The 26,272-nt window shown below is 67.5% G+C and carries 20 protein-coding genes and 2 pseudogenes; 21 read left to right on the top strand and 1 reads right to left on the bottom strand.

Annotated elements, in window-relative coordinates; translation table 11 throughout:
* The first annotated feature begins 17 nt into the window (after window positions 1-17).
* From F817_RS14600 to F817_RS0106205, 6 genes are all read left to right on the top strand, one after another.
* A complete protein-coding gene (locus tag F817_RS14600; protein ID WP_012983821.1) occupies window positions 18-164 on the top strand; it encodes a hypothetical protein in 147 nt (48 codons plus the stop codon).
* Between the two features lie 10 nt (window positions 165-174).
* Window positions 175-1,026, top strand: a complete 852-nt coding sequence (locus F817_RS0106225; protein WP_024326838.1) for an ATPase — start codon at window positions 175-177, stop codon at window positions 1,024-1,026.
* Window positions 1,026-2,096, top strand: a complete 1,071-nt coding sequence (locus F817_RS0106220; protein WP_024326837.1) for a homoserine O-succinyltransferase — start codon at window positions 1,026-1,028, stop codon at window positions 2,094-2,096. The genes F817_RS0106225 and F817_RS0106220 overlap by 1 nt, the downstream gene beginning before the upstream one ends.
* Window positions 2,097-2,254: 158 nt before the next feature.
* A complete protein-coding gene (locus F817_RS0106215) occupies window positions 2,255-3,595 on the top strand; it encodes an MFS transporter (protein ID WP_024326836.1) in 1,341 nt (446 codons plus the stop codon).
* 395 nt (window positions 3,596-3,990) lie between these two features.
* Entirely contained in the window at window positions 3,991-5,895 is a 1,905-nt protein-coding gene (locus F817_RS0106210) for an ATP-binding cassette domain-containing protein (protein ID WP_024326835.1), read from the top strand.
* A 352-nt stretch (window positions 5,896-6,247) separates the two neighbouring features.
* The gene (locus tag F817_RS0106205; protein ID WP_024326834.1) at window positions 6,248-8,263 is read left to right on the top strand and encodes a methyl-accepting chemotaxis protein; all 2,016 of its coding nucleotides are present in this window, start codon (window positions 6,248-6,250) and stop codon (window positions 8,261-8,263) included.
* Window positions 8,264-8,272: 9 nt separating this feature from the next.
* Here the strand turns inward: F817_RS0106205 and F817_RS0106200 are convergent, their stop codons facing one another.
* Window positions 8,273-10,219 carry a GNAT family N-acetyltransferase gene (locus F817_RS0106200; protein WP_024326833.1) on the bottom strand — a complete coding sequence of 649 codons (1,947 nt, stop codon included), beginning with the start codon at window positions 10,217-10,219 and terminating at the stop codon, window positions 8,273-8,275.
* A 229-nt stretch (window positions 10,220-10,448) separates the two neighbouring features.
* On the opposite strand from F817_RS0106200, the gene F817_RS0106195 reads away from it, so the two are divergent.
* The 15 genes and pseudogenes from F817_RS0106195 to F817_RS0106130 all read left to right on the top strand — a co-directional run bounded on the left by F817_RS0106195 (window position 10,449) and on the right by F817_RS0106130 (window position 25,863).
* A complete protein-coding gene (locus F817_RS0106195) occupies window positions 10,449-10,754 on the top strand; it encodes an STAS domain-containing protein (protein WP_024326832.1) in 306 nt (101 codons plus the stop codon).
* Entirely contained in the window at window positions 10,747-11,109 is a 363-nt protein-coding gene (locus F817_RS0106190; protein ID WP_024326831.1) for a response regulator, read from the top strand. Before F817_RS0106195 ends, F817_RS0106190 begins: the two co-directional genes overlap by 8 nt.
* Before the next feature lie 2 nt (window positions 11,110-11,111).
* Window positions 11,112-11,493 (top strand): annotated as a pseudogene (locus F817_RS14830) (Hpt domain-containing protein); the annotation flags it as partial.
* A 74-nt stretch (window positions 11,494-11,567) separates the two neighbouring features.
* Window positions 11,568-13,154: pseudogene (locus F817_RS0106185) on the top strand (chemotaxis protein CheA); the annotation flags it as partial.
* Window positions 13,155-13,180: 26 nt separating this feature from the next.
* The gene (locus F817_RS0106180) at window positions 13,181-13,702 is read left to right on the top strand and encodes a chemotaxis protein CheW (RefSeq protein ID WP_024326829.1); all 522 of its coding nucleotides are present in this window, start codon (window positions 13,181-13,183) and stop codon (window positions 13,700-13,702) included.
* 20 nt (window positions 13,703-13,722) lie between these two features.
* Window positions 13,723-14,502: a ParA family protein gene (locus F817_RS0106175; RefSeq protein ID WP_024326828.1), complete on the top strand. Its 780-nt coding sequence runs from the start codon at window positions 13,723-13,725 to the stop codon at window positions 14,500-14,502.
* Between the two features lie 24 nt (window positions 14,503-14,526).
* Window positions 14,527-16,764, top strand: coding sequence for a methyl-accepting chemotaxis protein (locus tag F817_RS0106170; protein WP_024326827.1), 2,238 nt, complete (start codon window positions 14,527-14,529; stop codon window positions 16,762-16,764).
* Window positions 16,765-16,784: 20 nt separating this feature from the next.
* Window positions 16,785-17,606 (top strand): protein-glutamate O-methyltransferase CheR, encoded by an 822-nt coding sequence (locus tag F817_RS0106165; RefSeq protein WP_024326826.1) that lies wholly within the window; start codon window positions 16,785-16,787, stop codon window positions 17,604-17,606.
* The gene (gene cheD / locus F817_RS0106160) at window positions 17,606-18,229 is read left to right on the top strand and encodes a chemoreceptor glutamine deamidase CheD (protein ID WP_024326825.1); all 624 of its coding nucleotides are present in this window, start codon (window positions 17,606-17,608) and stop codon (window positions 18,227-18,229) included. Before F817_RS0106165 ends, cheD begins: the two co-directional genes overlap by 1 nt.
* A complete protein-coding gene (locus F817_RS0106155) occupies window positions 18,230-19,306 on the top strand; it encodes a chemotaxis response regulator protein-glutamate methylesterase (protein ID WP_024326824.1) in 1,077 nt (358 codons plus the stop codon).
* Between the two features lie 11 nt (window positions 19,307-19,317).
* Window positions 19,318-20,517: a methyl-accepting chemotaxis protein gene (locus F817_RS0106150; RefSeq protein WP_024326823.1), complete on the top strand. Its 1,200-nt coding sequence runs from the start codon at window positions 19,318-19,320 to the stop codon at window positions 20,515-20,517.
* A gap of 97 nt (window positions 20,518-20,614) precedes the next feature.
* Window positions 20,615-20,920: an STAS domain-containing protein gene (locus tag F817_RS0106145; RefSeq protein ID WP_024326822.1), complete on the top strand. Its 306-nt coding sequence runs from the start codon at window positions 20,615-20,617 to the stop codon at window positions 20,918-20,920.
* Window positions 20,921-20,929: 9 nt separating this feature from the next.
* Window positions 20,930-22,714 (top strand): SpoIIE family protein phosphatase, encoded by a 1,785-nt coding sequence (locus F817_RS0106140; protein WP_024326821.1) that lies wholly within the window; start codon window positions 20,930-20,932, stop codon window positions 22,712-22,714.
* Entirely contained in the window at window positions 22,711-24,870 is a 2,160-nt protein-coding gene (locus F817_RS0106135) for a bifunctional diguanylate cyclase/phosphodiesterase (RefSeq protein ID WP_024326820.1), read from the top strand. The genes F817_RS0106140 and F817_RS0106135 overlap by 4 nt, the downstream gene beginning before the upstream one ends.
* A gap of 273 nt (window positions 24,871-25,143) precedes the next feature.
* Window positions 25,144-25,863, top strand: a complete 720-nt coding sequence (locus tag F817_RS0106130; RefSeq protein ID WP_024326819.1) for an SDR family NAD(P)-dependent oxidoreductase — start codon at window positions 25,144-25,146, stop codon at window positions 25,861-25,863.
* Window positions 25,864-26,272 lie beyond the last annotated feature (409 nt).

Here is a 26,272-nt window from a genome sequence, read left to right as displayed (position 1 = left end):
CGGAGGATTCCGCAGGGATGCGCATACTCGGCAACATTCTATTGGGCGCCTGGCTGATCCTTTTCGGCCTGCGCGGCCTGCTGGGGCTGCAGTTCCAGTACGACCATTACGTCATCAGCGGCCTGGCGGTGATCGCCGGTATCCTGTTCATCCTGCGACGCTAATCGAGTCCCCATGCGCCTGACACCCGACGAATACCGCAACCAGGAGCACCGCCGCATCACCCTGCTGGGGATGTCCGGTGTCGGCAAGACGCGCCTGTCCAACATGCTCCGGCGCGAGGACTGGTTCCACTATTCGGGGGACTACCGCATCGGCACGCGCTACCTGAGCGAGCCGATCCTGGACAACATCAAGGCCCAGGCGATGGCGGTGCCGTTCCTGCGCGACCTGTTGCGCTCGGACTCGATCCAGATCATCAACAACATCACCGTGGACAACCTGCACCCGGTGGCGAGCTTCCTCGGCAAGCTCGGCAACCCGGAACGAGGCGGCCTGCCGCTGACCGAGTTCAAGCGCCGCCAGACCCTGCACCACGAGGCCGAGGTGCGAGCGATGCTCGACGTGCCGGACTTCATCCACAAGGCACAAACGCTGTTCGGCTATCCGCACTTCGTCAACGATGCCGGCGGTTCGGTCTGCGAACTGGACAGCCCCGGCGTGCTGGAGACCCTCGCCGAGCACACCCTGATCCTGTACATCAAGGCGACTGACGAGGACGAGCGCCAGCTGATCGAGCGCGCCGAGCGCGACCCCAAGCCGCTGTACTACCGCGAGGCATTCCTCGACCAGCAGCTGGCCGAATATATGCGCGACGAGGGGCTGGACTACGTCGCCCAGATCGATCCGGACGCCTTCGTTCGCTGGGTCTTCTCGCGCCTGTTCCGCGCGCGCCTGCCGCGCTACGAGGCGATCGCCGAGACCCACGGCTACACCATCAGCACCACCGAACTGGCGCGCGTGCACAATGCGGCCGACTTCGATGACCTGGTCTGCATGGCCCTGGAACGGGAGGCGCGCCTGTAATGCCACTTGTCGCCTACTCCGACCTGCCCACCTTTGCCCGCCTGCGGAGCGAGGGCGAGACCGTCCTGCCCAGCGACTTCGCGCAGCAGCAGGAGATCCGCGCGCTGCACATCGGGCTGCTGAACATGATGCCCGACGCGGCCCTCGCGGCCACCGAGCGCCAGTTCTTCCGCCTGATTGGCGAGAGCAACCAGATCGCGCAGTTCTATATCCACCCGTTCACCCTGCCGCAGCTCAAGCGCGGGCCGAAGGGACGCGATCACGTCAAGCAGTACTACGAGGACTTCGAGGACCTGAAGAAGGAAGGCCTCGACGCGCTCATCATCACCGGCGCCAACGTGACCCAGCCGGACCTGGCGCTGGAACCCTTCTGGGAGCCGCTGGCCGAGGTGGTGGACTGGGCCTGGGAGAACGTGACCTCGACGCTGTGCTCCTGTCTCGCCACCCATGCCGTGTTGCAGGCCCGCTACGGCGAACACCGCCGGCACATGGGCGAAAAGCTGTGGGGCGTGTTCCCGCACCGCGTGGTGGACCGCGGCCATCCGCTGGTCACCGGCGTGAACACCCGCTTCGATGTGCCGCACTCGCGCTACAACGATGTGTCGCGCGAACAGTTCGAACGCCACGGGCTTCGGGTGCTGGTGGAGAGCGACCAGTCTGGCATCCACCTCGGCGCGTCGCCGGACGGCTTTCGCATGGTCTTCTTCCAGGGCCACCCGGAGTACGACTCCATTAGCCTGCTCAAGGAGTACAAGCGCGAGGTCGTGCGCTACATACAGGGCGAACGCGACGCCTACCCGCCGTTGCCGGAGAACTACCTGATGCCGCAGGCGGCCGCGATCCTCGACGAGCACCGCGAGCACGTGGAGGCCGCACTGGAACACTGCACCGAGATCCCGGCGCTGCCCGAGGCCCTGTTGCTGGATCGGCTGGACAACACCTGGCATGACACGGCCCTGGCGGTGATCAACAACTGGCTGGGCAACGTCTACCAGCTGACCAACCTCGACCGGCGCAAGCCGTTCCGCGACAGCGTCGACCCGAGCGACCCGCTGGCCGGACGCCGATAAGACCCCGCATGGGGCCGAAGCCCCGTCATTGCGAGAAGCCAAAGGCGACGTGGCAACCTCACAAAGTTGGCAACGCGCCAGGCCGGGTGACTCCAGTGCGAGGTTGCCGCGTCGCTGCGCTCCTCGCAATGACGGGGGCAACGCAACGGAAGGACTTCATGGCCGAGAATGCCCCGGACAAGCTGCCGCGCCCGATCGTCTCCCTGTACGAGACGATTGCCGGCGACGAGGACGCCCGCGTCTGCAAGGACATCCCGGAACACGCCTGCCGCGCCCAGCCGGTCAATTTCTTTGTCCACCTGGTCTCCAACACCCTGAGCAAGATCGGCGACGAGCTGGCCTCGGCGCGCCTGGTGCTGGCCTGGCTGCTGGGCGCCCTGGGCGCCCCGGCCGCCTTCGCCGGCTTCCTGGTGCCGATCCGCGAGTCCGGATCGCTGCTCCCGCAACTGTTCGTCGCCGCATCCATTCGCCGCCGGGCCATCCGCAAGGGCTTCTGGGTCCTCGGCAGCGCGCTTTCCGGCCTGGCGGTGGCCGGCATGGCCATCGTCGCGCTGACCCTGGAGGGCGCGGCCGCCGGCTGGGCGATCCTCGGGCTGCTGGTGGTCTTTGCCCTTTCGCGCGGGATCAATTCGGTTGCGGCGAAGGATGTACTGGGCAAGACCATCGCGAAGCATCGGCGCGGGACGGTGATGGGCTATGCCGCCTCGCTGGCCGGGTTCTCTACCCTGGGGCTGGGCATCTACCTCTCCCTCGCGACCCTGGACGAAGCCGGCATCGGTGTGTTCGTCGCCCTGCTGGCCGCCTCGGCCGGGGCTTGGTGGGTCGCCGCCGCAACCTTTACCGGGTTGCGCGAGGATCCGGGTGCCACCGAAGGGGGCGGCAACGCCGTCAGCGAGGCCATCAAGTCGATGCGCCTGCTGTGGACCGACCGCGCCTTCGGTCACTTCGTGCTGACCCGCGCCCTGTTGATGAGCACGGCCCTGGCACTCCCCTTCTACGTCCTGCTCGCGGAGGACGCGAGCGCCGGCGACCTGGGAACCCTGGGCCTGCTGATCCTCGCCAGCGGCCTGGCCTCGGCCGTCAGCGCCCCGGTCTGGGGGCGGCTGTCCGATCGCTCCGCGCGCTGGGTCCTGATCCTTTCGGGCCTGCTCGCGGCCGGGCTCGGCATCGCGGTCGCCCTGAGCGTCTGGCTCGCGCCCGTCGGCACCGACCATGCGCTGGTCCCCGGCGGCTGGGTCTACGCGACCCTGTTCTTCCTGCTTGGGGTCAGCCATGCCGGCGTCCGTCTGGGCCGCAAGACGTACCTGGTCGACATGGCAACCCAGGAAACGCGCGCCGCGTTCACCGCCGTCAGCAACACGGTCATCGGTGGCCTGCTGCTGATCGGCGGCCTGTTTGGGCTGCTGGCCCAACTGGCCGGCACCGAAGTCGCCATCTTCGTACTCGCCCTGATGAGCCTCGCCGGCGCCGTCAGCGCCTGGCTCATGGGCGAAGCCTGACGCCCGCCTCGTCCCCGCCGACTCCGCCGGCTGGCCACGGCTCGTCGTCGGTGTTTACATGCCTTCGCCCAGCCGCCTGCCCTGTTGTGGCTGGTCCGGGTTCGTCCTCCGGTGTTTACGGTGCCTTCGTCCGGCCGCCTGCCGCGCGCTCTCTCGCGAGCGCGCCGCGAGGTCCTTTCTTGCTTGCCCAAGAAAGTACCCAAAGAAGGGCACCCGGATTCCGCCCGGGAACCTCGCTCCGGACGCGCTGGGCCGGCCTCTCCCGGCAGGCAGTAGAAAGAACGCAATTCGCGCTCCGGGATGGCGAGCCTGAAAGGCCTCACGGTGCGCGCTACGGCACGCCAAGGTGATAGTCTTGGCGCCCGCTACAACACTCGCTCGCGACCGGAACTCGAATGGCACTGCTCACCCTGCGCAATATCCACCTGGCCTTCGGCATGGCCGCCCTGCTCGACGGCGTCGACATGAGCCTGGAGCCCGGCGAACGCGTCGCCATCGCCGGGCGCAACGGCGAGGGCAAGTCCACGCTTCTCAAGGTCATCAATGGCGACGCCCAGGCCGATTCGGGCGAGATCACCCGCCAGGACGGCCTGACCACCGCCTACCTGACCCAGGAACTGCCCCCGGGGATCGAGGGCACGGTGTTTGACGTAGTCGCCGAGGGCCTGGGCGAGGCCGGCCGCCTTCTGGAGCGCTTCCACCATCTCAGCCAGGCCGCCGCGGGCGGGGACATGGAGGCGCTGGACAAGATGGGACCGGTGCAGTCGCAGCTGGACGCAATCGACGGCTGGAGCCTGCAGAACCGGGTAGAGACCACCATCTCGCGCCTGAGCCTGGATCCGGAGTCCCAGTTCGCCGCGCTGTCGGGTGGGCTCAAGCGCCGGGTCTGGCTGGCACGCGAGCTGGTGCAGCGCCCGCAACTGCTGTTGCTGGACGAGCCCACCAACCATCTGGACGTGGCCGCGATCCGCTGGCTGGAACAGTTCCTGATCGAGAGCGGCCTGACCGTAGTGTTTATCAGCCATGATCGGCAGTTCATGGAAAGCGTCGCCACGCGCATCCTGGAACTGGACCGCGGGCAGCTGTACGAACACCCGCCATCGATCGAGGCGTTTCGCGAGCGCCAGGCCGAACGCCTGGAGACCGAGGCCACCCAGCGCGCGGAGTTCGACCGCAAGCTGGCCCAGGAAGAGACCTGGGTACGCCAGGGCATCAAGGCCCGGCGAACCCGCAACGAGGGGCGCGTACGCGCGTTGCAGGCCCTGCGCAAGAAGCGCGCCGAACGCCGTGAACGCAGCGGGCAGGTGAAGATGAAGCTGAGCCCGGAACAGCGCTCCGGGCGCCTGGTGATCGAGGCGGAGCACGCGGACTTCGGCTACGACACCCCGATCGTGAGCGACGTGAACCTGCTGCTGCAACGCGGCGATGCCCTGGGCATCGTCGGACCCAACGGGGCCGGGAAGACCACCCTGCTGCGCGGTCTGCTCGGGCAGATGGAACCGCTGGCCGGCAGCGTGAAACTGGGGACCCAGCTGGAGATCGCCTACTTCGACCAGGCGCGCGCGCACCTGGACGAGGACACCACGGTGCAGGATGCGGTCGGCGAGGGCCGCGACCGGGTCATGGTCAACGGCGAGAGCCGCCACATCCTGTCCTACCTGGAAGACTTCCTGTTCCCGCCCTCGCGTTCGCGCCAGCCGGTCTCGGCACTGTCCGGGGGCGAGCGCAACCGGCTGCTGCTGGCGAAGCTGTTCCTGCGCCCGGCGAACCTGCTGGTGCTCGACGAGCCCACCAACGACCTCGACGTGGAGACCCTGGAGCTGCTGGAACAGCTCCTGATCGAGTACACCGGGACCGTCATCGTGGTCAGCCACGACCGCTCGTTCCTGGACAATGTCGCCACCTCCACCCTGGTCTTGCCGGGCGATGGATCGGTCGAGGAGTTCGTGGGCGGGTGGTCCGACCTGCCAGAGCGCGTCACCCGCCGGCTGCTGGAGGGCGAATCCCCCGCACCTGCCGAACGCGCGCCCGCGGCAAAGGCTGCCGCGCCCACCGCCGAACCCGAGCCTGCGCCCGCCGCGCCGCGCAAGCTCTCCTACAAGGATGCCCGCGAACTGGAGGCCCTGCCGGCGCAAATCGAATCCCTGGAACAGGAACAACAGGCCCTGACCACCGCCATGACCGAGCCGGAGGCCCTGCGCGACGGTGAACGCATGCGCGAGCTTCAGACTCGCCTCGAGACGGTCGAGTCGGAACTGGCTCGGTGCTACCAGCGCTGGGAACAGCTGGAATCCGGCTGAGCCCCGTCACGTCTACAATCCGATCGGGTTTCCGGGCAACAGGGAGATAATGTACGGATTCACGTTGGGACCCCGCGTATTCCGAGACCTCGGGCAGCCGTACTGCTGCCCGCCCGTGCTGGATTACCGGAACGCAACGTGGAACCGGGGAACCCGGCATACCCACCTCAAAACGATGCAAGGCAGGGACTCGGGCGTAAGCGCATAAATGGATCCGTGTTCCATCGACGCTCAACTCTGCCCGGGGCCTGCCGTAACAGGGGTTGAATAGCCACCTTTCGGGCTCGCGGTGCTTGTGACCGCGACCGGTTCGCGAAGCGCCGGACACAAGGCGCGTTGAAGGAGTCATCGCATGCTGGACAAACTCTCCATCCGGGGGCTGCTGATCGCCGGCTTCGGCCTGGTAGTCGCCATCCTGATCATCAATTCCCTGCTGGCCCTGCGCGCGATGAGTACGGGTAGCCAGGGGGTCGAACAGCTCACCCAGGCGGACTACCCGGCCGTGGCCCGCGTCAATGATGTCGAGCAGCTGCTGCAGGAAAGCGCGGCATTCCTCGGCTTCTATCTGATGAGCGAGGAGCAGTCGCACCGCGATGCCTGGCAGAACGCGATGCGCGAGCTTGATGCTGCCACCCGCGCGCTGAACGAGGACCCGGTGATCGCGGCGGACGAGGAACTCGCCGCCAGCGCGACCGAGGTGCGCCGCCTGGTGGACCAGTTCGCCAGCTTCGATGAGCGCCTGGTCGAGGTCGCCGAGAACGCCGCCGAGAACATGCCGGCGCTGGGGATTGCCAATGCCCGGGCCAACCCCGCCAGTCGCGAGATGACCCAGCAGACCAACATGATGATCGATGCCGAGATGGCCCTGCCGCGCTTCCAGCGCTCCTGGGACCGTCTTGACACCCTGCACGACCTGCGCATGTCGGTGGTTCAGGTCACGTCGAACCTGCGCGGTTTCATCGCCTTCCGCGACGATGCGTTTCGCGAGAACGTGCGCCTGTTCTCCACCCGCACCAACGACATCAGCGCACAGTTGATGGAACAGTTCGATGACCTGGACTTCGAGCAGCAGATCGCGCTGGAGGATTTCCAGGGTGCCCTCGAGATCCAGAACGCCGCCCTGGACGACCTGATCGAGATCCACGGCAGCGAACAGGCCCTGCAGGACGCGTACCTGATCCGCACCGAGATTGGTCCGCTACTGGTCGAGGCCCGTGACCACCTGCAGGGGCTCAGCGATCGCATCACCACCCGCGCCGAGCGCAGCGCCGCCGCCCTGACCGCCGACATGCGCGCCACCCAGACCACCCAGGGCGTGCTGGCCCTGATCGGGGTAATCCTGGGCCTGGCCGGTGCCGTGTTCATCATCCTGGTGGTGCGGCGCGCCCTGGCCCACTCCACGGCGGCGCTCGAGGAGATCGCCGACGGCGATGGAGATCTGAGCCGCCGGCTGGACGAGAACGGGCTGATCGAGACCGCGCAGCTCGGTCGCGCTTTCAACCGCTTCACCGACAAGATCGCTCAGGCCATCGGCAACGCCCGGGGCAGCACCGAGACGCTGAACCGGGCCACCGAGAATCTGAACCAGGAGGCCTACGAGGCCCGCGAAGCGGTCTCGCGCCAGCGCGACGAGACGGAACGCGTCGCCACCGCGATCAACGAACTGCAAAGCAGCGCCGAGGAGATCGCGCGCAACACCGACGCGACCTCCCAGGCCGGCCAGGAGGCCGGGGATGCGGTGAACAACGGCTCCGAGGTGATGAGCAAGAACATCGAGTCCATGGCCTCCCTGCTCGGAACCGTCGAACAGGCGGCCGGTACCGTGGCCAAGCTGGGCGAGGACTCCAAGCAGATCGGGACCATCCTCGAAGTGATCCGCGGCGTCGCCGAACAGACCAACCTGCTGGCCCTGAACGCGGCCATCGAGGCCGCCCGGGCCGGCGAGCACGGCCGCGGCTTCGCCGTGGTCGCCGACGAGGTGCGCAAGCTGGCCACCCGCACCCAGGAATCCACCGACGAGATCGAGACCATGATCGCCCGCCTTCAGTCCGCCACCGACAGTGCGGTGAAGGCCATGCAGAACGGGCAGGAGGAGGCCGAGAACACCATGGAGCACACCTCCGAGGTCAACGGGGCCCTGCAGCAGATCCGCCAGTCGGTCACCACCATCGTGGAGATGACCGAGCAGATCGCGGTCGCCTCGCGCCAGCAGAGCACCGTGGTCGAGGACATCAACCGCAACATCGTGCAGATCTCCGACGAGGCGGATCAGTCGGCCAACACCGCCGACCGCGTCAGCGCCGCCTCCGACGAACTCAAGCAGGTGGAGAAGGAGATCCAGCAGGCGCTGGCCCAGTTCCGCCTGTAGGCCTGGGCGTCAGCGACCCTGCGGTTCCAGCCAGGTCCGGGCGGCGCGACGCAGCCTGCGGGTGACCCCGCGCCGCCCGGACACCCCCAGTTCGCGCGCCAGCCGGGGCCAGTCGATCGGCGCGGTCAGGCTCGCGGCGAGCAACCGGCCTTCCGGCTCCACCGGAGGGGACGCCGCCAGCTGCCGCAGCAACGCGGGCAGCACCCACTCCAGCGGCCGCGCGCGCTCGGCAAAGGCCCGCACCTCCGCCCGGTCCGCGGCCGGGTCGACCGGCGCGTCCACGCGAGCCGAATCACCCGCGGGTGACGCCAGCACCGCATCGACCATGGCAGCGGTTGCAGCGGGCAGGAATCGCCGATGCCAGACGGGCCAGTCGCGCCGAAAATCCTCCCATGTCGCCTCCAGCCGGGGCTGCAATGCGGGCGCCACCGCACGCAGGACCACGCCGCTGACCTGGCCGCTGGCCGCATCCGGCTGGGTGCCGACGCGCACGAGGCCGTAGCCCGCCCGCCGCCAGAGACGCAGCAGTGCGGGCTGCAGACCGAAGCTGGCGCCGAGCAGCCCCATGCCTTCGAATTGGGCCCGGTCCGCGACCGCACGCAGCAATCGGCCGCCCAGCCCCCGCCCCTGCCAGCGGGGGTGTACCGCAATACGCTGGATGCGCCAGGCAGCTGCCGACGCCAGGTCAAAATCGCCCCGCGCGGCGAGGGTGCAAGGCAGGAAATGTCCCTGCGGGCGCCGTTCGCCCGCCCAGACCGCTTCGGCCAGGGCCGGCTCCAGGCCAGCCTCCTCCTGGATCAGGGCCACGCCAAACAGCGCCCCGTCGCCCGCTCCCTCCATGCACAACACCCGAACCCCGGGGTCGTCCAGCCAGCGGGCAAGATCCGAGGGCCGGGTGCGGTAGTGCGCATCCGCCAGCAAGCCCGTGACCGCCTCCAGGGTCTGCGGCAAGTTCGCCAAGGCCGCGCCCATGCGCCAGCGCAGGCAGACGGCCTGGACGGACGGCGTCAAGCTCTCGGCCTCCAGCAGGAACAACCGATTGAGCCAGTCCTCCAGCGGATCCCCAGGGCCCCAGCGCACCGGGGTATCCAGCGCCTGCGTCCGCACCCGAAACCCCGCGGCCTCCAGCGCCGGCAGGGCACGCAACCGGAAGCCCTGCCCGCTCCCCTCAAATCCGCCGGTCGTGGTCGCCAGCACCAGGCGTCGCGCCCGGCGGGCCAGCCGCAGCAAGCGCTCCACCGGCAGGTTCGCCGCCTCGTCGACAATCAGGGTATCCAGCCGCACGGAGTCGTCCAGCAGGCGATCGGGGGCCCGGTAGCATCGATCCGCGGCATTCTCCCACTGCCGGGCACGTGCCAGCAGGGCGTCCACGGCCCGTGAACCCGGGGCGGTCAGCGTGATACCGGCTTCACCCCTCGCCAGCGCCATGCCCAGGAATTCCCCCAGCAAGGTCGACTTGCCGCGCCCGCGGGGTGCTGTAAGCGCCAGGCACTCCCCCGTCTCCAGCCGCGCCAGGCGGTCCAGCGCAACCCGCTGATCCGGTGTCCAGGCGAACGGGGCCGGCGTTGCTGCCGGCACGGGGGGCAACCGGTCCATCGATGGTGAACCGATCGTCTGTATCCACGGTTCGGCCAGTGCCGCCCGCCAGCGCCGGGCAAACACGCCATCACCGGTGACTCCGTCGAGGATCACCAGGGTGCCACGGCCGCGCAGCAACCCCGCGGCCGTGACCAGCGCATCCACAGCAAGCGGCTCGCCGGCCTCGAACACCAGGGCCTGCACCTCGTGCCCGAGCCAGTGCCCGGCCTGCGCGGGGGCCACGTGCGGCAGCCCCTCGGGAGCATGCCCCCCCACCCAGAGGACCGAATCCCGGACCGCAGCGGCCCGCAACCAGGCCTCGACCGCACGGCGAGCGTCCGGGTCAGTCGACAGGCGGTAGAGCGAACGCGCCTCCATCTCAGCACCTCACCGGGGTCGAATGGCTCATGGAAAATGCGGCCTCGCGGGGACAGAAACGGCATCTGGTCACACCGGTGCGGCAAAAGTCCAGGCCTCGGCCGGCATCTACCTCTGAATCCGTCCTCAAGTTTTCCCTCCGGCAGCCGTACAAGTTTTTTACGAATGGCTGGCGAATACCTGTACATATCCTGTACAGTGAGCACTAATTCACGGAAAGGTAACGCCGATGACCACCATTGCGCTCCCGGAACGCCTGCGCATCGACACCGCAGCCGACTGCTGGCAGGAGCTGCGCGCGGCACTGGATGCCGGCGAGAACCTTCGGGTAGACGCAGCGTCCGTGGCCGATATCGACGCCGCCGGTGTGCAGGTGCTGCTGATGGCCCGCCACACGGCGACACGCAAGACGCAGGCCTTCTTAATCGACGGCGCCAGCGCCGTCCTCGCGCAGGCCTTCCAGGCGCTCGGCGCGGACTGGGCCGCCGCGAGTGCCGGACAACACAACACGGATTCAGGAGAGATCAATGGCTAAGGTTCTGGTGGTGGACGATTCCGCCTCGATGCGCCAGATGGTCGCATTCACCCTCAAGCAGGCCGGACACGAGGTCGTGGAGGGGCGCGACGGCAAGGACGGCCTGAGCAAGGCCCAGGGCGCGAAGGCGGATCTCGTAATCACCGACGTGAACATGCCCACTATGGACGGCCTGCAGCTGACGCGGGAACTGCGCAAACTGGGCGACTACAAGTTCACCCCCATCCTGGTGCTCACCACCGAGGCCGGGCCGGAGAAGAAGCAGGAAGGCAAGGCGGCCGGCGCCACCGGCTGGCTGGTCAAGCCGTTCGACCCGGATCAGCTGATGAACACCGTGAACCGGGTGCTGCGCTAGTCATGTCCATCGACATGGCCCAGTTCGTCGACGCCTTTCTCGAAGAGAGCTTCGAGGGGCTGGAGCGCATGGAGACCGAGCTCCTGGCGCTGGATGGCGGCGATCCGGAGACGCTGAATACCATCTTTCGCTGCGCCCATTCGATCAAGGGTGGGGCCGGCACGTTCGGATTCGGCGCGATCTCCGAGTTCACCCACGGTGTGGAGACCCTGCTCGACCGGATGCGCAATGGCGAACAGGATGCGGCACCGGAAACGGTGAACCTTCTCCTGCGGGCAGTGGACATTCTGCGCGCCCAGCTGCACGCCGCACGCGACGGCGGGGAGGCGGACGCCGCCGAGGTTGCGGAGGTCCGCACCCTGATCGAAGCCCACCTGGGTGACGCCGCCCCGCCCCGGGATCCTGCGCCGAGTGATGGATCGGAAGAAGGCCCCGGCGACGGCAACGACGATGGTCCGCGCGGCTGGCGGATTCACTTCCGCCCCTATGCGGACCTGATGCGCACCGGCAACGACCCCCTGCGCATGTTCGAGGTCCTGGCAGAACTCGGCCGGCTGACCGTGCATTGCGAGACCGATCGCCTGCCCGACAGCGCGGAGGCATTCGATCCGGAGGACTGCTATCTCGCCTGGACCCTGGAACTGGAAGGCGACGCCACCGGCGACCAGATCGAGGAGGTCTTCGAGTGGGTCGAGGACGAATGCGATCTCGTCATCGAACCCCTCGAGGCCGCACCGGTCGCTCCCGACGAGTCGTCCGCGCCCGAGCCCGGAGCCGCCGCGGATACGCCCGCCCGGCCGGAGACCGCAGCGAAGGGCAGCGGGGGCAGCGCTCGCGGGGCCGAATCCAGCTCCATGCGGGTGAACACCGGCAAGATCGATGCGCTGATCGACATGGTCGGCGAGCTGGTCATCACCCAGTCGATGCTGACCGACATCAGCGAGCAGCTCGAGGAAGATCCGTCGCAGATGGAGGCGCAGATCGAGCGCCTGCGCACCGGCCTGGCCGAACTGGAACGCAACACCCGCGAGCTGCAGGAGAGCGTGATGGGCATCCGCATGGTGCCGATCGCGCAGGTCTTCAACCGTTTCCCGCGGCTGGTACACGACATCTCCGGGCAACTCGGCAAGCAGATCGAGCTGACCCTGAAGGGCGAATACACCGAGATCGACAAGACCGTGATGGAGCACCTGGGCGACCCCCTGGTGCACCTGGTGCGCAATGCCGTGGATCACGGCATCGAACGGCCCGAGGCGCGCGCGGCGGCCGGCAAGCCGGAGACCGGCCAGGTCACCCTGGAGGCCTATCACCGTGGCGGCAACGTCATCATCGAGATCCGCGACGACGGCAAGGGCATGGATGCCGACCGTATCCTGGCCAAGGCCCGTGACACCGGGCTGGTGGGTCCGAACCAGCAGCTGGACCGCCACGAGATCCTGCAACTGGTCTTCGAACCGGGGCTTTCCACCGCGGACCAGGTCAGCGATCTCTCCGGCCGCGGCGTCGGCATGGACGTGGTGAAGAAGAACATCCGCGGCCTGGGCGGCAACGTCGAGCTGGAGTCCGAGCCCGGCAAGGGCTCGCGCCTGACCATCCGCCTGCCGCTGACGCTGTCGATCATGGACGGCCAGCTCCTGAAGGTCGGCGACGAGACCTTCGTGATCCCGCTGATCGCGATCGTGGAGTCCCTCCAGACCCTTCCGGAAAGCGTGAAACAGGCCTTTGGCAAGCTGCCGTTGTATCGCCTGCGCGACGAGTACATCCCGATCATCGACCTCGCGGCGTTGTTCGGTCGCGCCGAGCCCAGCCCGCTTCCGGAGCGCGCCTTGCTGGTGGTCGCCGAGGCGGACGACCAGCGGGTAGCCCTGCGGGTGGATGACCTGCTCGGCCAGCAACAGGTCGTCATCAAGACGCTGGAAACCAATTTCCGCAAGGTCCCCGGCACCGCCGGCGCGACCATCCTCGGGGACGGCCAGGTGGCCCTGATCCTGGATGTCGCGGGGATCGCGCGGATGGCCGCCGGGCGCGACACCCGCGCGGCCTGAGCCTGAACTCCAAGGAGCCAAGCACCATGGCGAACGACGCAACCCAGTCCATCCACGACCCGGCCACCGCCGGCGAGGACCAGTACCTAACCTTCATCCTGGCCGAGGAAGAATACGGCGTGGACATCCTGCGGGTGCAGGAGATCAAGGGCTGGGAGCGGCCCACTCCGCTGCCCAATACCCCGGACTACATCCGCGGCGTGATCAATGTGCGCGGCATGATCGTACCGATCATCGACATGCGCCTGCGCTTCCGCATGGAGCCGATGGAATACGGTCCGACCACCGTGGTGATCATGCTGCGGGTGATCAACGAGGACCGCGAGCGGGTGATGGGTGTGGTCGTGGATGCGGTATCCGAGGTCTACAGCATCGGCGCCGACGACCTGCAGCCGGCCCCGGACTTCAACTCGCGCATCGGCATCGACTTTGTGCGCGGCCTGGCGACCATCGACGAAAAAATGATCCTGATGCTGGACATCGACACCCTGCTGGGCCCGGGCCTGATCGCCAGCGAGGATGCCATCGCGGAAGGCGCACCGGCGTAGCCCGGTCCCTCGACGGAATCATGCGGACGATCGCGGTGATCAATCAGAAAGGGGGCGTCGGCAAGACGACCGTGACCCTGAACCTGTCGCATGCCCTGGCCCTGGCCGGGCATCGCGTGCTGGCGATCGACGCCGACCCGCAGGGCCACCTGTCCATGGCCTTCGGCCTGGAAGATCCCGCCGGACTGGACCAGGTCCTGCAGCGCGGCGCACGCCTGGAGGATGCCTTCAGCGAGGCCGGCAACGGCCTGCAGATCGTCGCCGCCGGGGAACAGCTTCAGGACGTCGAGAACCTGAACGAAGGCGGAGCCGAGCGTGGCTGGCGACTGAAGAAGGCCCTCGAGGCGGTGGAACAGCCATTCGATTTCGTGCTGATCGACTGCCCGCCCTCGGCTGGACTGCTGGGCATGAACGCGATCATCGCGGCCGACGAGATGCTGATCCCGGTGGCCGGCGACTTCCTCGCCCTGAATGGCCTGTCGCGTCTGATGCGCATCCTTCAGGGCATCGAGGCGCGTCTGGGCACGGCCCGTCGTAAGTGGATCGTGCTGTCGCGTTTCGTCGAGCAGCGCCGGCACGCCCGCGAGGTGCGCGATCGCATCCGCGAGCACTTCGCCGATGCCCTGCTGCCCACCACCATCCGCGAAACGGTGGTGCTGGCGGAAAGCCCGAGCTTCGGGCAGACGATTTTCGAATACCAGCCGCGCCACCGCGCGGCCACCGACTTCCAGCAACTGGCCGCCGACCTGGTCGCGGCCGGGCCACAAATTGACACCCGCCCGACGGCGGCACACGCCTGAGCCTCGCGCCAGGGAGAACGGGCCATGACGACACGCAAGCGCAACAAACTGGGCAACGACCCCCTGGGGTGGATAGATGCATCCAGTGAGCGGGGCGAGCCAAGCAGCAGCGATACCTCGACCGACGACCACCCTCCGGCCGACACAGCTGTACCCAAGCCCCCGCCCGGTCCGGAAACGGCCTCGGCACCTAAAACGAACAAATCCACGCGGCGCCGCACGCCGGCCCCGCGTCAGACGAACAAGCAAAGCGAGGACACCCCCATGGCAGCCAATCCACAAACCGACACCGGCAGCGACCAAAACAACCTTTTCATGCGTGCCGCCGTGCAAGGTGCCCGGACCGCGCTGATGATGTGCGACAGCGACATGAACATCGTCTACGCCAACCCGGCGGTGGTCGAGCTCCTGCGCAAGCGCCGCGACACCCTGCGCCGGGAATTCCCGGGCTTCGACCCGGACAACCTGATCGGGCAATCGATCGACCAGTTCCACAAGGACCCGACACACCAGCGGGCGATCCTGCAGAACCCCGCAAATCTGCCCTACGAGGCCCGCATCCAGGTGGCCGACCTCAAGTTCCGGCTGAACGCGACGGCAGTACTGGATGATGCCGGCAACTACCTGGGCAACATGGTCGAGTGGCAGGACACCACCGAACAGGAACGTGTGGAGCAGGAGCGTGCGCGCATGCGCGCAGCGGTGGAGAGTTCGCAGACCGCGCTGATGATGTGCGACCCGGACATGAACATCGTCTATGCCAACCCCTCCGTGATCCGCCTGTTGCGCAGCCGCAGCGACGTGCTGCGCCGCGAGTTCCCGAGCTTCGATCCGGACAACTTGATCGGCCAGTCGATCGACCAGTTCCACAAGGACCCGACGCACCAGCGGGCGATCCTGCAGAACCCCGCCCGCCTGCCGTACGAGGCCAACATTCAGGTCGCGGACCTGCACTTCAATCTGAACGCTACCGCCATCATTGATGCCGACGGAAACTATGCCGGCAACATGGTCGAGTGGCGCGACATCACCGAGATGCGCCGGGCCGAGGACGCCATTGACGCGCTGATCAAGGATGCCGCGGCCGGCAACCTCGGCGAACGCCTGGCACCCGAGGAGTACCAGGGCTTTGCGCGCAACATCGCGGAAGGCGTGAACGAGTTGCTGGACGCAGTCGTCAGCCCGCTGCGCGAGGGCTCGCGGGTAATGCAGGCGATGGCCGAGGGCGACCTGAGCGGGCGCCTGGAGGGCGACTTCAAGGGCGAGTTCGCCGAGTTTCGCGACGCCATCCACACCACGCTGGAGAACCTCGACAATCTGGTCGGGCAGATCCTCGAAGGGGCTGGCAACGTGCGTTCAGCCTCCGCCGAGATCGCCCAGGGCAACACCGACCTGTCCCAGCGCACCGAGGAACAGGCCTCTTCGCTGGAGGAGACCGCCTCGTCGATGGAGGAGATGACCTCCACCGTCAAGTCCAACGCCGACAACGCCCGGCAGGCCAATCAGCTGGCCGCCGCCGCACGCGACAAGGCGCAGGAAGGCGGCGAGGTCGTCCAGAAGACGGTCTCGGCGATGGGCGAGATCAACCAGTCGTCGAAGAAGATCGCCGACATCATCGGCGTGATCGACGAGATCGCGTTCCAGACCAACCTGCTGGCGCTCAACGCGGCGGTCGAGGCCGCCCGTGCGGGCGAACAGGGCCGCGGCTTCGCGGTCGTCGCCACCGAGGTGCGCAACCTGGCTCAGCGCAGCGCCCAGGCCGCCAAGGAGATCAAGACCCTGATCAACGACTCGGTGGAGCGCATCGGCGAGGGCAGCAAGCTGGTCGACAACTCCGGCAAGGCGTTGGAGGACATTGTCGATTCGGTGAAGAAGGTCTCCGACATCATTGCCGAGATCGCCGCGGCCAGCGAGGAGCAGTCCACCGGCCTGGACGAGATCAACAAGGCCGTGACCCAGCTCGACGAAGTGACCCAGCAGAACGCCGCGCTGGTCGAGGAGGCCGCGGCCGCCAGCGAGTCGCTGGACGACCAGTCGCGCGAGCTCCTCGAAATGATGAGCTTCTTCAAAGGTGTCCAGGCGTCGGCAGCCGGCCAGGCGGCGCCGCAGCCGACTGCTCGGCCCTCCGCGACCGCCGGCAGGGCGGCGGGTGGCACGACCGGGTTGAAGCGCCCGGCGTCTGCCAGCGGTGGCAGCCCCACCGGTCGCCCGGCCCCGGCGACCTCGCGCCAGGAGGCCTCCGAAGAATGGGAAGAGTTCTGAGAACGGGGGGCTGATGCCGAATGGCCACCTCCGATCGGCTGAGCGAGCGCGACTTCCGGCGCGTTGTGCGTCTGACGCAGGAACGCACCGGGATCATGCTCAACGACAGCAAGAAGGATCTGGTGTACAGCCGGCTTTCGCGGCGGTTGCGCGCGCTTGGCCTGGAGGCCTTCGACACCTATCTGGATCGGGTGGAAGGTGGCGACGAGGACGAGCTCGAGGAGTTCGTGAATGCGCTGACGACCAATCTGACCGCTTTCTTTCGCGAGCCGCACCACTTCGAAATGCTGGGGGGGCCGGTGCTGGACGAGATGCGCAAGCGCAATCCCGCCGGGCCGCTGAAGATCTGGTCGGCCGGGTGCTCCACCGGTGAGGAGCCCTATTCCATCGCGATGACGCTGGCCGAGGCCCTCGGGGCGCCGGAAGGCGCCCGCATCCTGGCCACGGATATCGACTCGCGGGTGGTCGCACATGCCGATGCGGGGGTGTATGACGCCGCCCGGGTTACCGGAATTCCCGGGGGGCGCCAGCAGCGCTGGCTGCTGCGTGGCCGCGGTGCCAACGAGGGCAAGGTGAAGATTCGCGACGAATTGCGGTCGATGGTGCATTTCCGGCGCCTGAATCTGTTCGACGCGTGGCCAATCCAGGGGCCGCTTGACGTCATATTTTGCCGAAACACGCTAATTTATTTCGACAAGCCCACCCAGAAGCAGCTGGTGGAACGTTTCGCCCAGCTACTGCGCCCGGGGGGCTACCTGTTCATTGGCCACTCGGAATCGCTGTTCCGGGTGACCGAGGACTTCCGCCTGCTGGAGCAGACCCTGTACCGGAGGTCCGCCTGATGGCCGCATTGCCGGACCTGCACGACAACGCGTTCGCGCATATCAACCGCTACTGGGATCGGGTACATGCCTGCCCGGCGGCGAAACTGCTACCTGGAGAATGCTACGTTTCGGTATCGCGTTCGGAGCTGATCACCACGGTACTGGGCTCCTGCGTCTCCGCCTGCGTCTGGTCCCCTGCGGCCGGGATCGGCGGCATGAATCATTTCATGCTGCCGGACGGCGCCCGCGACAGCGGCTGGGGACCGGCCGTGTCCAATGCCACGCGCTACGGCACCCACGCGATGGAGTTCCTGATCAACGAACTGCTCAAGCTTGGGGCCGAACGCGACGACCTGCGCGTGAAGATGTTCGGAGGCGGCCGGGTGATGGCCGGGATGACCGACGTGGGTGCCGGCAACATCGCCTTCCTGCGCCGCTTCGTGCGGGAGGAGAACCTGGAACTGGTCGCGGAGGACATCGGCGGGCCGTGGCCGCGCAAGGTCGTGTTCTTCCCCGCCAGCGGGCGAGTACGAGTGAAGAAGCTCGTGTCCCTGCACAACAACACCCTGCTCGAGCGCGAGCAGGACTACCGTCGCCGTCTGCAGGACGATCCCCTGCAGGGCGACGTGGAACTCTTCTAGATGTCTGCCACTGCCAAGCCCATTCGCGTTCTGGTCGTCGACGACTCGGCCCTGATCCGCAAGCTGCTCACGGAGATCCTGTCCCAGGCGCCGGACATCGAGGTCGTGGCTGCCGCCTCCGATCCCTATGACGCGCGCACCAAGATCAAGCAGCACGAACCCGACGTACTGACCCTGGACGTGGAGATGCCCAGGATGGACGGCATCACCTTCCTGCGCAATCTGATGCGCCTGCGCCCGATGCCGGTGGTCATGGTCTCCTCGCTGACCGAAGAAGGCGCCGATGTGACCCTGGAGGCGCTGGAAGTGGGCGCGGTGGACTTTGTCACCAAACCCAAGGTAGACGTCTCCCATGCCCTGCAGGAATACGCCGACGTCCTGATCGACAAGGTCCGCACCGCCGCCGGCATCCGCCTGCAGGCCCGCAGCGCAACCCCGGGCCCGGCTCCCCAACGTCTCGCATCCGCGAACACGGGGCGCTTCCGTACCACCGACCGGGTGATCGCCCTGGGGGCCTCGACGGGCGGCACCGAGGCCCTGCGCGAGGTGCTCACGGCCCTGCCGCCGGATGCCCCGGGTATCCTGATCACCCAGCACATCCCCTCCGGCTTCAGCCGCGCCTTCGCTGAACGCATGGACCGCAGCACCGCTCTCGGCGTGAAAGAAGCCGAGGACGGCGATATCGTGATGCCGGGACACGCCTATGTGGCCCCCGGCACCGACTATCACCTGCGCCTGGCGCGCGACGGCGCCCGCTACGTCTGCCGCCTGGACCGCAGCGGTCCGGTGAACCGCCATCGACCCAGCGTGGATGTGCTGTTCCACTCGGCCGCGGAACAGGCCGGCGCCAATGTTGTGGCCGCCCTGCTGACCGGCATGGGCGACGACGGGGCGCGCGGCCTGAAGGCCCTGCGCGAGGTCGGGGCCCACACCATTGCGCAGGACGAGAACACCAGCCTGGTCTGGGGCATGCCCGGCGAGGCCGTCAAGCTCGACGCCGCCGCCCAGGTCCTGCCGCTGGGCGGCATTGCCGCCGCGCTGATCCGCGACCATCGCAACGCCGCCGCCGGCGAATAGGAGCCACCGGAATGGACAACCGCATGCACTGGCTGACGCGTGACACCACCCACAAGGGGATGGCGCTGGCACTCACCACTCTGCTGCTGGTCGCGGCGATCCTCGCCGGTCTGAACGGTGCCGGGTGGCTCGCGCTGGGCGCGGCGATCCTGGCCGGGCTGGCGGCGCTGCTGACCCAGGGCATCCATCAGCGTGGGGACACTCGGGAGAATGCGCCGGGCGAGACCGATGGGGCGGACCAGCCCACCGGCGGCGGCGAGCTTTCCGACGAACTGGACCAGGCCATGCGCTTCGAACTGGAACAGCTGGAGGGCGAGATCGGCCGCCAGCGCGGGCTGATCGCCGACGCCGTGCAGGAGCTGGGTTCCAGCTTCAACGAGATGCACGAGATCGCGGGACGCCAGATGGAGCTGATGACCCGCAGAACCGCCGCCGACGGCGAGGATGGCGAGGACATGACGCATGCCGAGGTCATCACCGAACTGACCCGCAAGTCCGACGAGACCCTGCAGATGTTCATCGACACACTTGTGCAGATCAGCCGCCAGAGCGTGGAGAGCGCCCACCATATGGAGGACATGAGCCAGCACATGGACGGGGTGTTCAAGCTGCTGGACAGCGCCGGCGCGATCGCCGGGCAGACCAACCTGCTGGCGCTCAACGCCAGCATCGAGGCAGCGCGGGCCGGCGAGGCCGGCCGCGGGTTCTCGGTAGTGGCCGACGAGGTGCGCTCGCTGTCGCAGCGCTCCGCGACCTTCCACGACGACATCCGCAAGCAGATTGACCAGGCCCGCGAGTCGATTGGCAAGGTGCACGGCACGGTGCACGACATGGCGTCGCGCGACATGAACCAAAGCATGGGCGAGAAAGAGCGCATCGGCCGGCTGTTCGACTACGCGAAGCGCGCCACGGACGAGCTGGACGCACGCATTTGCGAGGAAGCCGAGCTGAGCGAACGCATGAACAGCGCGGTTGCCACCGCCGTCCGCTCCCTGCAGTTCGAGGACATCGCCCGGCAATCACTCGGCACCGCCGAGGAGGCCGTGGCGCACCTGCAGGAGCTGCAGGGGATCCTGCACGAGGCCCGCGCCACCGAGGACGCCCACGCCATGGCCGCCCGTGTGCGCGAGTGGCGCGACCGCCGCCAGGAGAACTACCACCGCGCAGTAGATCAGCAGAACATGGGCACGGGCGACGTGGAATTGTTTTGAGGCTTTTCCGTCGAAACCACGCTACCCCCTTCTTCGACAGGGGCACGCATCCAAATTCAACCGGGCATGAGGCCCGTCACAGCGCCAGGAACCGCACATGAGTATCGAGCAGCACACCTCCGACGACGGCAAGGAAGTCCGCATCCGGGTCAAGGGCCGGTTCGACTTCGAGCAGCACCAGGACTTTCGTGCCGCCTACCGCGACACCGCCGGGGCCGGCGTGCGCTATACCGTGGACCTCTCGCAGACCGAGTACATGGACAGCTCCGCACTCGGCATGCTGCTCCTGCTGCGCGAGCATGCCGGTGGCGAATTCTCGGACGTCACCATCAGCGGCACCTCCGAAGGGGTACGCAAGGTGCTCGATATCGCCAATTTCGGCCGCCTCTTCCGCATCCAGTAAGGCATTCCTGTGGAGGAACCCGCCATCGCCCCGAAATCCAGGCCGACCTCGCCCGGTGAACTGATCTCCGGCAAGGGCGTGGTGCTGGTCGCCGACGACGATCCGCACAACCGGCGCCTGCTGCGAATGATGCTGCTGGGTGCCGGCTACGACGTGCGCGAGGCCGCGGATGGCCGGGCCGCACTGGAGGCCTGCCGGGAAGAGGTACCGGGCCTGATCCTGATGGACGTAATGATGCCGGAGATGGACGGCTACCAGGCCACCCGCCGGATCAAGGCCGAGATGGGCGATCACTTCATCCCCGTGATCTTCCTGACCGCACTGGACGACGAAGACGCCCTGTTGCGCGCGATCGAATCGGGCGGCGACGACTTTCTCAGCAAGCCCCTGAACCTCGCGATCCTGAAAGCCAAGATCCATGCGATGGAACGCCTGCGCAACCTGCACGCGGGGCTGCGAAACCGCAACGAGGCCCTGCTGCGCGCCCGCGCGCGCCAGGACTGGGAGGAAGAAACCGCCGAAGGCCTGTTCTCGCGCGCCATCACCCGTCGCAATCGCGGCCTGGACCGGCTGCAGCTGTATCGTCGCGCCGCCGCCACGTTCAGTGGTGACGTGGTGCTCTCCGGTTACACGCCCGATGGCGCCCTGCGCGTGCTGGTGGGCGACTTCACCGGCCACGGCCTGAGCGCGGCCATCGGGACCTACCCGGTCAGCGAGACCTTCCACACCCTGACCCAGCAGGGCGTGGACGATCAGGAACTGCTGCACGAACTGAACCACGTGCTCCACGACTTCCTGCCCGCGTCGATGTTCATGGGCGCCCTGCTCGCCACCTTCTCCGCAGACGGGCGGCGGGTTCGCCTGTGGAACGGCGGCATGCCGGACGCATGGCTTTGCAACACGGGTCAGGACCGGGTCCGGCGCGTCCAGTCCCGGGCCATGCCGCTGGGCATCCTCGACCGCCTGGACCCGGATACGGGCGCGCGTTGTTACGAACTCGACGACGGCGACTGGCTGACGCTGGTGAGCGACGGCGTGCTGGAGGCCACCGATATTGCCGGGACGGCCTTCGGCGAGGCCACCGTCTTTCGCCATTGCCAGGCCAGCGAGTCGGCCGGGACCGTCTTCGACAGCATCCGCGAAGCGCTGGATGTGCATTGCGGGGACCAGACACCCGCCGACGACATGACCCTGGTCACCATCGACTGCAGCCCCGCCGTGGTGACCGAGAGCGGGCGTCCACAGAGCCGCGAGCGACGGGGCACCCTGCGCTGGTCGCTGGAGGCCAGCGACCAGCGCCTGGCCGAGGTCGACCTGGTCGGTGCCGCCCGCACCCAGCTGCTGGAATGGCTGCCAGACATGGGAGGCGGTCATGCCGAGGCCCTGCAGACCGTCATCGCGGAGCTGTGCAACAACGCCTTCGAGCATGGCGTGCTGCGCCTGGATTCCGGCATGAAGGCCACGGTGGAGGGCTTCGAGCAGTATTACCGTCAGCGCAGCGAGGCCCTGCGCGACATCCGCGGCCGGATCGGGATCTCCCTGCGTTACCGTCCACTGGATGGCCAGAACTGCATCCGCATCCGGGTGCGCGACAGCGGACCGGGCTTCGACCACCACCAGGTCCAGGACGCCCTGGAGGGTCGCGGTGACCGGCGTCTGTGGGGGCGTGGACTGACGCTGGTGCGCCAGCTCTGCGCGCAGGTGCGCTATCTCGGCAGCGGCAACCTGGTGGAAGCGGACTACCGCTGGAACACCGTCCACGATGCCAACCGCAGAGGCGGCAAGGCGCCATGACCTACGCCCTGGAGTCCCACCCAGTACCCGTCCCGCTCGACCTGGTGAATGCCCTCAGCGAGGCGGTCGTGTTCGTCGCGGCCGATGGCGCCGTGCGCTACGCCAATCCGGCGGCGGAACGCCTGTTCGGCACGACCGCCCACAGCCTGGACGGGCGCGACCTCACTCGCCTGATCGCGTCCCGGGATCCGGCCTTCGACCTGCACAACCGGTTGCGCGAGGCCAACCGGGCAGAGGGCTGGATCCCGCGTCGGGAGCCGGTTGACCTGCTCTGCGAGGACGGCCAGACCCGGCCCGCGCTGCTGGATATCGGCACCTGCCAGCACGCCCGGGATCCGCTGCAGTTCGTGGTCCTGCGCGAACGGCGTCCGGATCACCGCGACGAAACCCCGGAACAGGCCGAGCACCTGCGCGAGGCGATCGACCTGCTGACTCGCCAGGTACAGGAGCGCATGCGCGCCGAGCAGGCCCTGCGGGACAGCCACCAGCGTCTGCTGGCCGCGCAGCGCGTGGCCCGCATCGGCCACTGGGACCTGGATCTCGAGACCGGCGCCCTCCTGCTCTCGCCGGAGGCAAGCGCGCTGTTCGGACAGGACGAACGCCCCCGGAGCATAACCCGCGAGGCCCTCGTGGAATTAACCCATCCGGATGATCGCGCCGCGCTGGCATTTGCCCTGCTCCGCCTGGCCAATGGCGAGACCCAACGCTTCTCCATCCGCCATCGCCTGCTGCTGCCGGGCGGCGAAGAACGCTACATGCTGGCCGAGGGTGAACGCGCGGACGACGCCCCCGCGCGCATCCTCGGCATCCACCAGGACCTGACCGAGCGCGAGAAGACCGAGCAGGCCCTGTTCAGGCTGGTGAACTTTGATGCCCTGACGGGCCTGCCCAACCGGACGGGGCTGCGCACCCGTTTGCGGACAACCCTGGACGAGGCCGAGCGTCATGGGGAATCCCTGGCGGTCCTGCTGCTGGACATCGACCGCTTCACCTCGCTCAACAGCACCCTGGGCCATGACACCGGGGACGCCCTGCTGAACGCCCTGGCGGGACGCCTGCAGAACCTCCTGCAGCCCCGCGACGCCCTCGCCCGCCTGGCGGCCGACGAATTCGCGGTGATCCTGACCGGGATCAAGGGTCTGCCCCAGGCCCGCGAACGTGCCCAGACCATCCTCCAGCATTGTGCAGAGCCCTTTGCCCTGGACGGCGGCCAGCATGTCGCGACCAGCAGTGTCGGCGTCAGCCTGTTTCCGCAGGATGCGCGCGGCAAGGACGACCTGTTGCGCCATGCCACCAGCGCCCTGCACGAGGCCAAGAATGCCGGGGGGAACACCCTGCGCTTCTACACCCGGGAGCTGAACGCCCAGGCGCGCGCCCAGCTGGAACTGGAGCAGGGCCTGCGCGCGGCGCTGCGCCAGAACGAGTTCGAACTGCACTATCAACCGCAGACCGGGCTGATTCGTGGCGACATGGTCGGCGTCGAGGCCCTGATCCGCTGGCGCCACCCGGAGCGCGGCATGGTTTCGCCGGGCGAATTCATCCCGCTGGCGGAGAGAACCGGGCTGATCGTGCCCATCGGCGACTGGGTCCTGCGCACCGCCACCCGGCAGCTGGCACAGTGGGACCATCAGGGCCTGCCGCCACTGCGCCTGGCGGTCAACCTCTCCGCCCGGCAGTTCGCCGACCCGAACCTGCCCGAACGCATTCTGGAGACCCTCCAGGCGGCCGGGCTCGCGCCCGAACGCCTGGAGGTGGAGATCACCGAGAGCGTCCTGGTGGAGGACATCGACGCGGCGGCCGAAATGCTCCAGCGACTGGTGCACCTGGGGGTATCCGTGGCCATCGACGACTTCGGCACCGGACAGTCCTCCCTGCGTTACCTGCGCCGCCTGCCCCTGACCACGCTGAAGATCGACCGCGAATTTACCTGGGGCATCGGCAACGACCCGGACGACGAGGCCATCACCCGCGCCATCATCGGCCTGGCCAGGACCCTGAAGCTGCGGGTGCTGGCCGAGGGCGTGGAGACCGAGCAGCAGCACAGCTTCCTGCGCGAGATGGGCTGCGACGAAGTCCAGGGCTTCCTGCTCGGCCGCCCGATGCCGGCCGCCGACCTCGAACGCGATTGGCGCGAACGCGCCCGTACGCCGGGGTAGATCGCTTTATTCCACCACGAAGCACACGAAGGCACGAAGCAGGGCCAGATCAAGAGCATTTGCACAGGAAGATACGAAGACCGGAAGAGGGATATGGGATGAAGCGCGAGTGCTATGCCGGACTTCTCGGGTATGCCTCGGACGCCCATCCAGTACCCACCAAAATCCCTCCAGACTTCCCGTCTTCCTGTGAACCGCCCTTGCCCTTCTTCGTGTCTTCGTGGGCTTCGTGGTAGACAATCCGGACATTCAGAATCTCATAAGGAGAGCGCTATGCAGAACGGCCGTTTTGGTTCAGCACTCGTCACCGGCAATTCCAGTGGTCTGGGTCTGGGGATGACCCGGGTGTTGCTGGAACAGGGCGCCCGCGTCTACGGCATCAGCCGGCGCGGCTGCCCCGAGGCCGGGGTGAGCGGCGACGAACAGGTCGACCTGAGCGATTTCGGTGCCGCCGAGGACGCGATGGAACGCCTGCTGCAAGGCGTGGAGTCGCTGGACCTGGTGGTACTCAACGCCGGGCTGCTGGGCCACATGCAGCGCATGCAGGACGCGCCGATGGACGAGTTGCGCCTGCTGATGGACGTGAACACCTTTGCCAACAAGGTGATCCTCGACGCGTTGCTGAAGCACGAGGTGCGCGTCGGCCAGATTATCGCGATCTCCTCCGGCGCCTCGGTCTCCGGGCACGCCGGCTGGAGCGGCTACTCACTGTCCAAGGCGGCGCTGAACATGATGATGCAGCTCTACGCGCACGAATTCCCCGAGGAGACCGCGATCAACGCCTTCGCTCCGGGCCTGGTCGACACCGCGATGCAGGACTACCTGTGCGAAGAGGCCGACCGCGAGAGCTTCCCGGTCCTCCAGCGCCTGAAGGCCGCCCGGGGCACCCAGGACATGCCCGACCCGGAAAGCGCCGCCCGCGCCATCCTCGACGTCCTGCCGCGCCTACACCACACCACCCGCGGCAGCTTCGTCGACATCCGCCAGCTCTGACGCAGAGCCGTCCCGGCCACCCAACAGTTCAAGGGCGGGCAACAGGAAGACGGGAAGATTCGAAGGGGGATCGGGCTGGAACACAGGGGGTGGGGCTGACGGGCAATGCATGTCCCGACACCCAGACCTCTGCCCGCACCCATAAACAACCGACCTTCCGGCCTTCCCGACTTCCTGTGAACCGCCCTGCCCCTTCTGCGTGCGGTTCGTGGTGCCCCCGGCGTGCGGAAAATCCGCGGCGCAGCACCAAAAAAACTTCACGGAGGGGCGTTGGATTTTGCCCGGGATGGGGCGTATAGTCGAAAGCGTGATTCGTGGTTGAGCGACAACACTAGGAAGTTTCTAGTTTCTGAACCAGTGCTCCCGTTGATCTGTTGGCAGCATGCCGCGAACACATTTGTTAGTTACA

The organism is Thioalkalivibrio sp. AKL19, assembly GCF_000420165.1.
GTDB lineage: Bacteria > Pseudomonadota > Gammaproteobacteria > Ectothiorhodospirales > Ectothiorhodospiraceae > Thioalkalivibrio.
The sequence above is the reverse complement of the archived record's forward strand: the minus strand, read 5'-3'. Positions and strand labels throughout refer to the sequence as shown.

Excerpts from the sequence above, each read along its gene's own strand:
- F817_RS14600 (WP_012983821.1), top strand. The coding sequence starts at position 18 with ATGCGCATACTCGGCAACATTCTATTGGGCGCCTGGCTGATCCTTTTC.
- F817_RS0106225 (WP_024326838.1), top strand. The coding sequence starts at position 175 with ATGCGCCTGACACCCGACGAATACCGCAACCAGGAGCACCGCCGCATC.
- F817_RS0106220 (WP_024326837.1), top strand. The coding sequence starts at position 1,026 with ATGCCACTTGTCGCCTACTCCGACCTGCCCACCTTTGCCCGCCTGCGG.
- F817_RS0106215 (WP_024326836.1), top strand. The coding sequence starts at position 2,255 with ATGGCCGAGAATGCCCCGGACAAGCTGCCGCGCCCGATCGTCTCCCTG.
- F817_RS0106210 (WP_024326835.1), top strand. The coding sequence starts at position 3,991 with ATGGCACTGCTCACCCTGCGCAATATCCACCTGGCCTTCGGCATGGCC.
- F817_RS0106205 (WP_024326834.1), top strand. The coding sequence starts at position 6,248 with ATGCTGGACAAACTCTCCATCCGGGGGCTGCTGATCGCCGGCTTCGGC.
- F817_RS0106200 (WP_024326833.1), bottom strand. The coding sequence starts at position 10,219 with ATGGAGGCGCGTTCGCTCTACCGCCTGTCGACTGACCCGGACGCTCGC.
- F817_RS0106195 (WP_024326832.1), top strand. The coding sequence starts at position 10,449 with ATGACCACCATTGCGCTCCCGGAACGCCTGCGCATCGACACCGCAGCC.
- F817_RS0106190 (WP_024326831.1), top strand. The coding sequence starts at position 10,747 with ATGGCTAAGGTTCTGGTGGTGGACGATTCCGCCTCGATGCGCCAGATG.
- F817_RS0106180 (WP_024326829.1), top strand. The coding sequence starts at position 13,181 with ATGGCGAACGACGCAACCCAGTCCATCCACGACCCGGCCACCGCCGGC.
- F817_RS0106175 (WP_024326828.1), top strand. The coding sequence starts at position 13,723 with ATGCGGACGATCGCGGTGATCAATCAGAAAGGGGGCGTCGGCAAGACG.
- F817_RS0106170 (WP_024326827.1), top strand. The coding sequence starts at position 14,527 with ATGACGACACGCAAGCGCAACAAACTGGGCAACGACCCCCTGGGGTGG.
- F817_RS0106165 (WP_024326826.1), top strand. The coding sequence starts at position 16,785 with ATGGCCACCTCCGATCGGCTGAGCGAGCGCGACTTCCGGCGCGTTGTG.
- cheD (WP_024326825.1), top strand. The coding sequence starts at position 17,606 with ATGGCCGCATTGCCGGACCTGCACGACAACGCGTTCGCGCATATCAAC.
- F817_RS0106155 (WP_024326824.1), top strand. The coding sequence starts at position 18,230 with ATGTCTGCCACTGCCAAGCCCATTCGCGTTCTGGTCGTCGACGACTCG.
- F817_RS0106150 (WP_024326823.1), top strand. The coding sequence starts at position 19,318 with ATGGACAACCGCATGCACTGGCTGACGCGTGACACCACCCACAAGGGG.
- F817_RS0106145 (WP_024326822.1), top strand. The coding sequence starts at position 20,615 with ATGAGTATCGAGCAGCACACCTCCGACGACGGCAAGGAAGTCCGCATC.
- F817_RS0106135 (WP_024326820.1), top strand. The coding sequence starts at position 22,711 with ATGACCTACGCCCTGGAGTCCCACCCAGTACCCGTCCCGCTCGACCTG.
- F817_RS0106130 (WP_024326819.1), top strand. The coding sequence starts at position 25,144 with ATGCAGAACGGCCGTTTTGGTTCAGCACTCGTCACCGGCAATTCCAGT.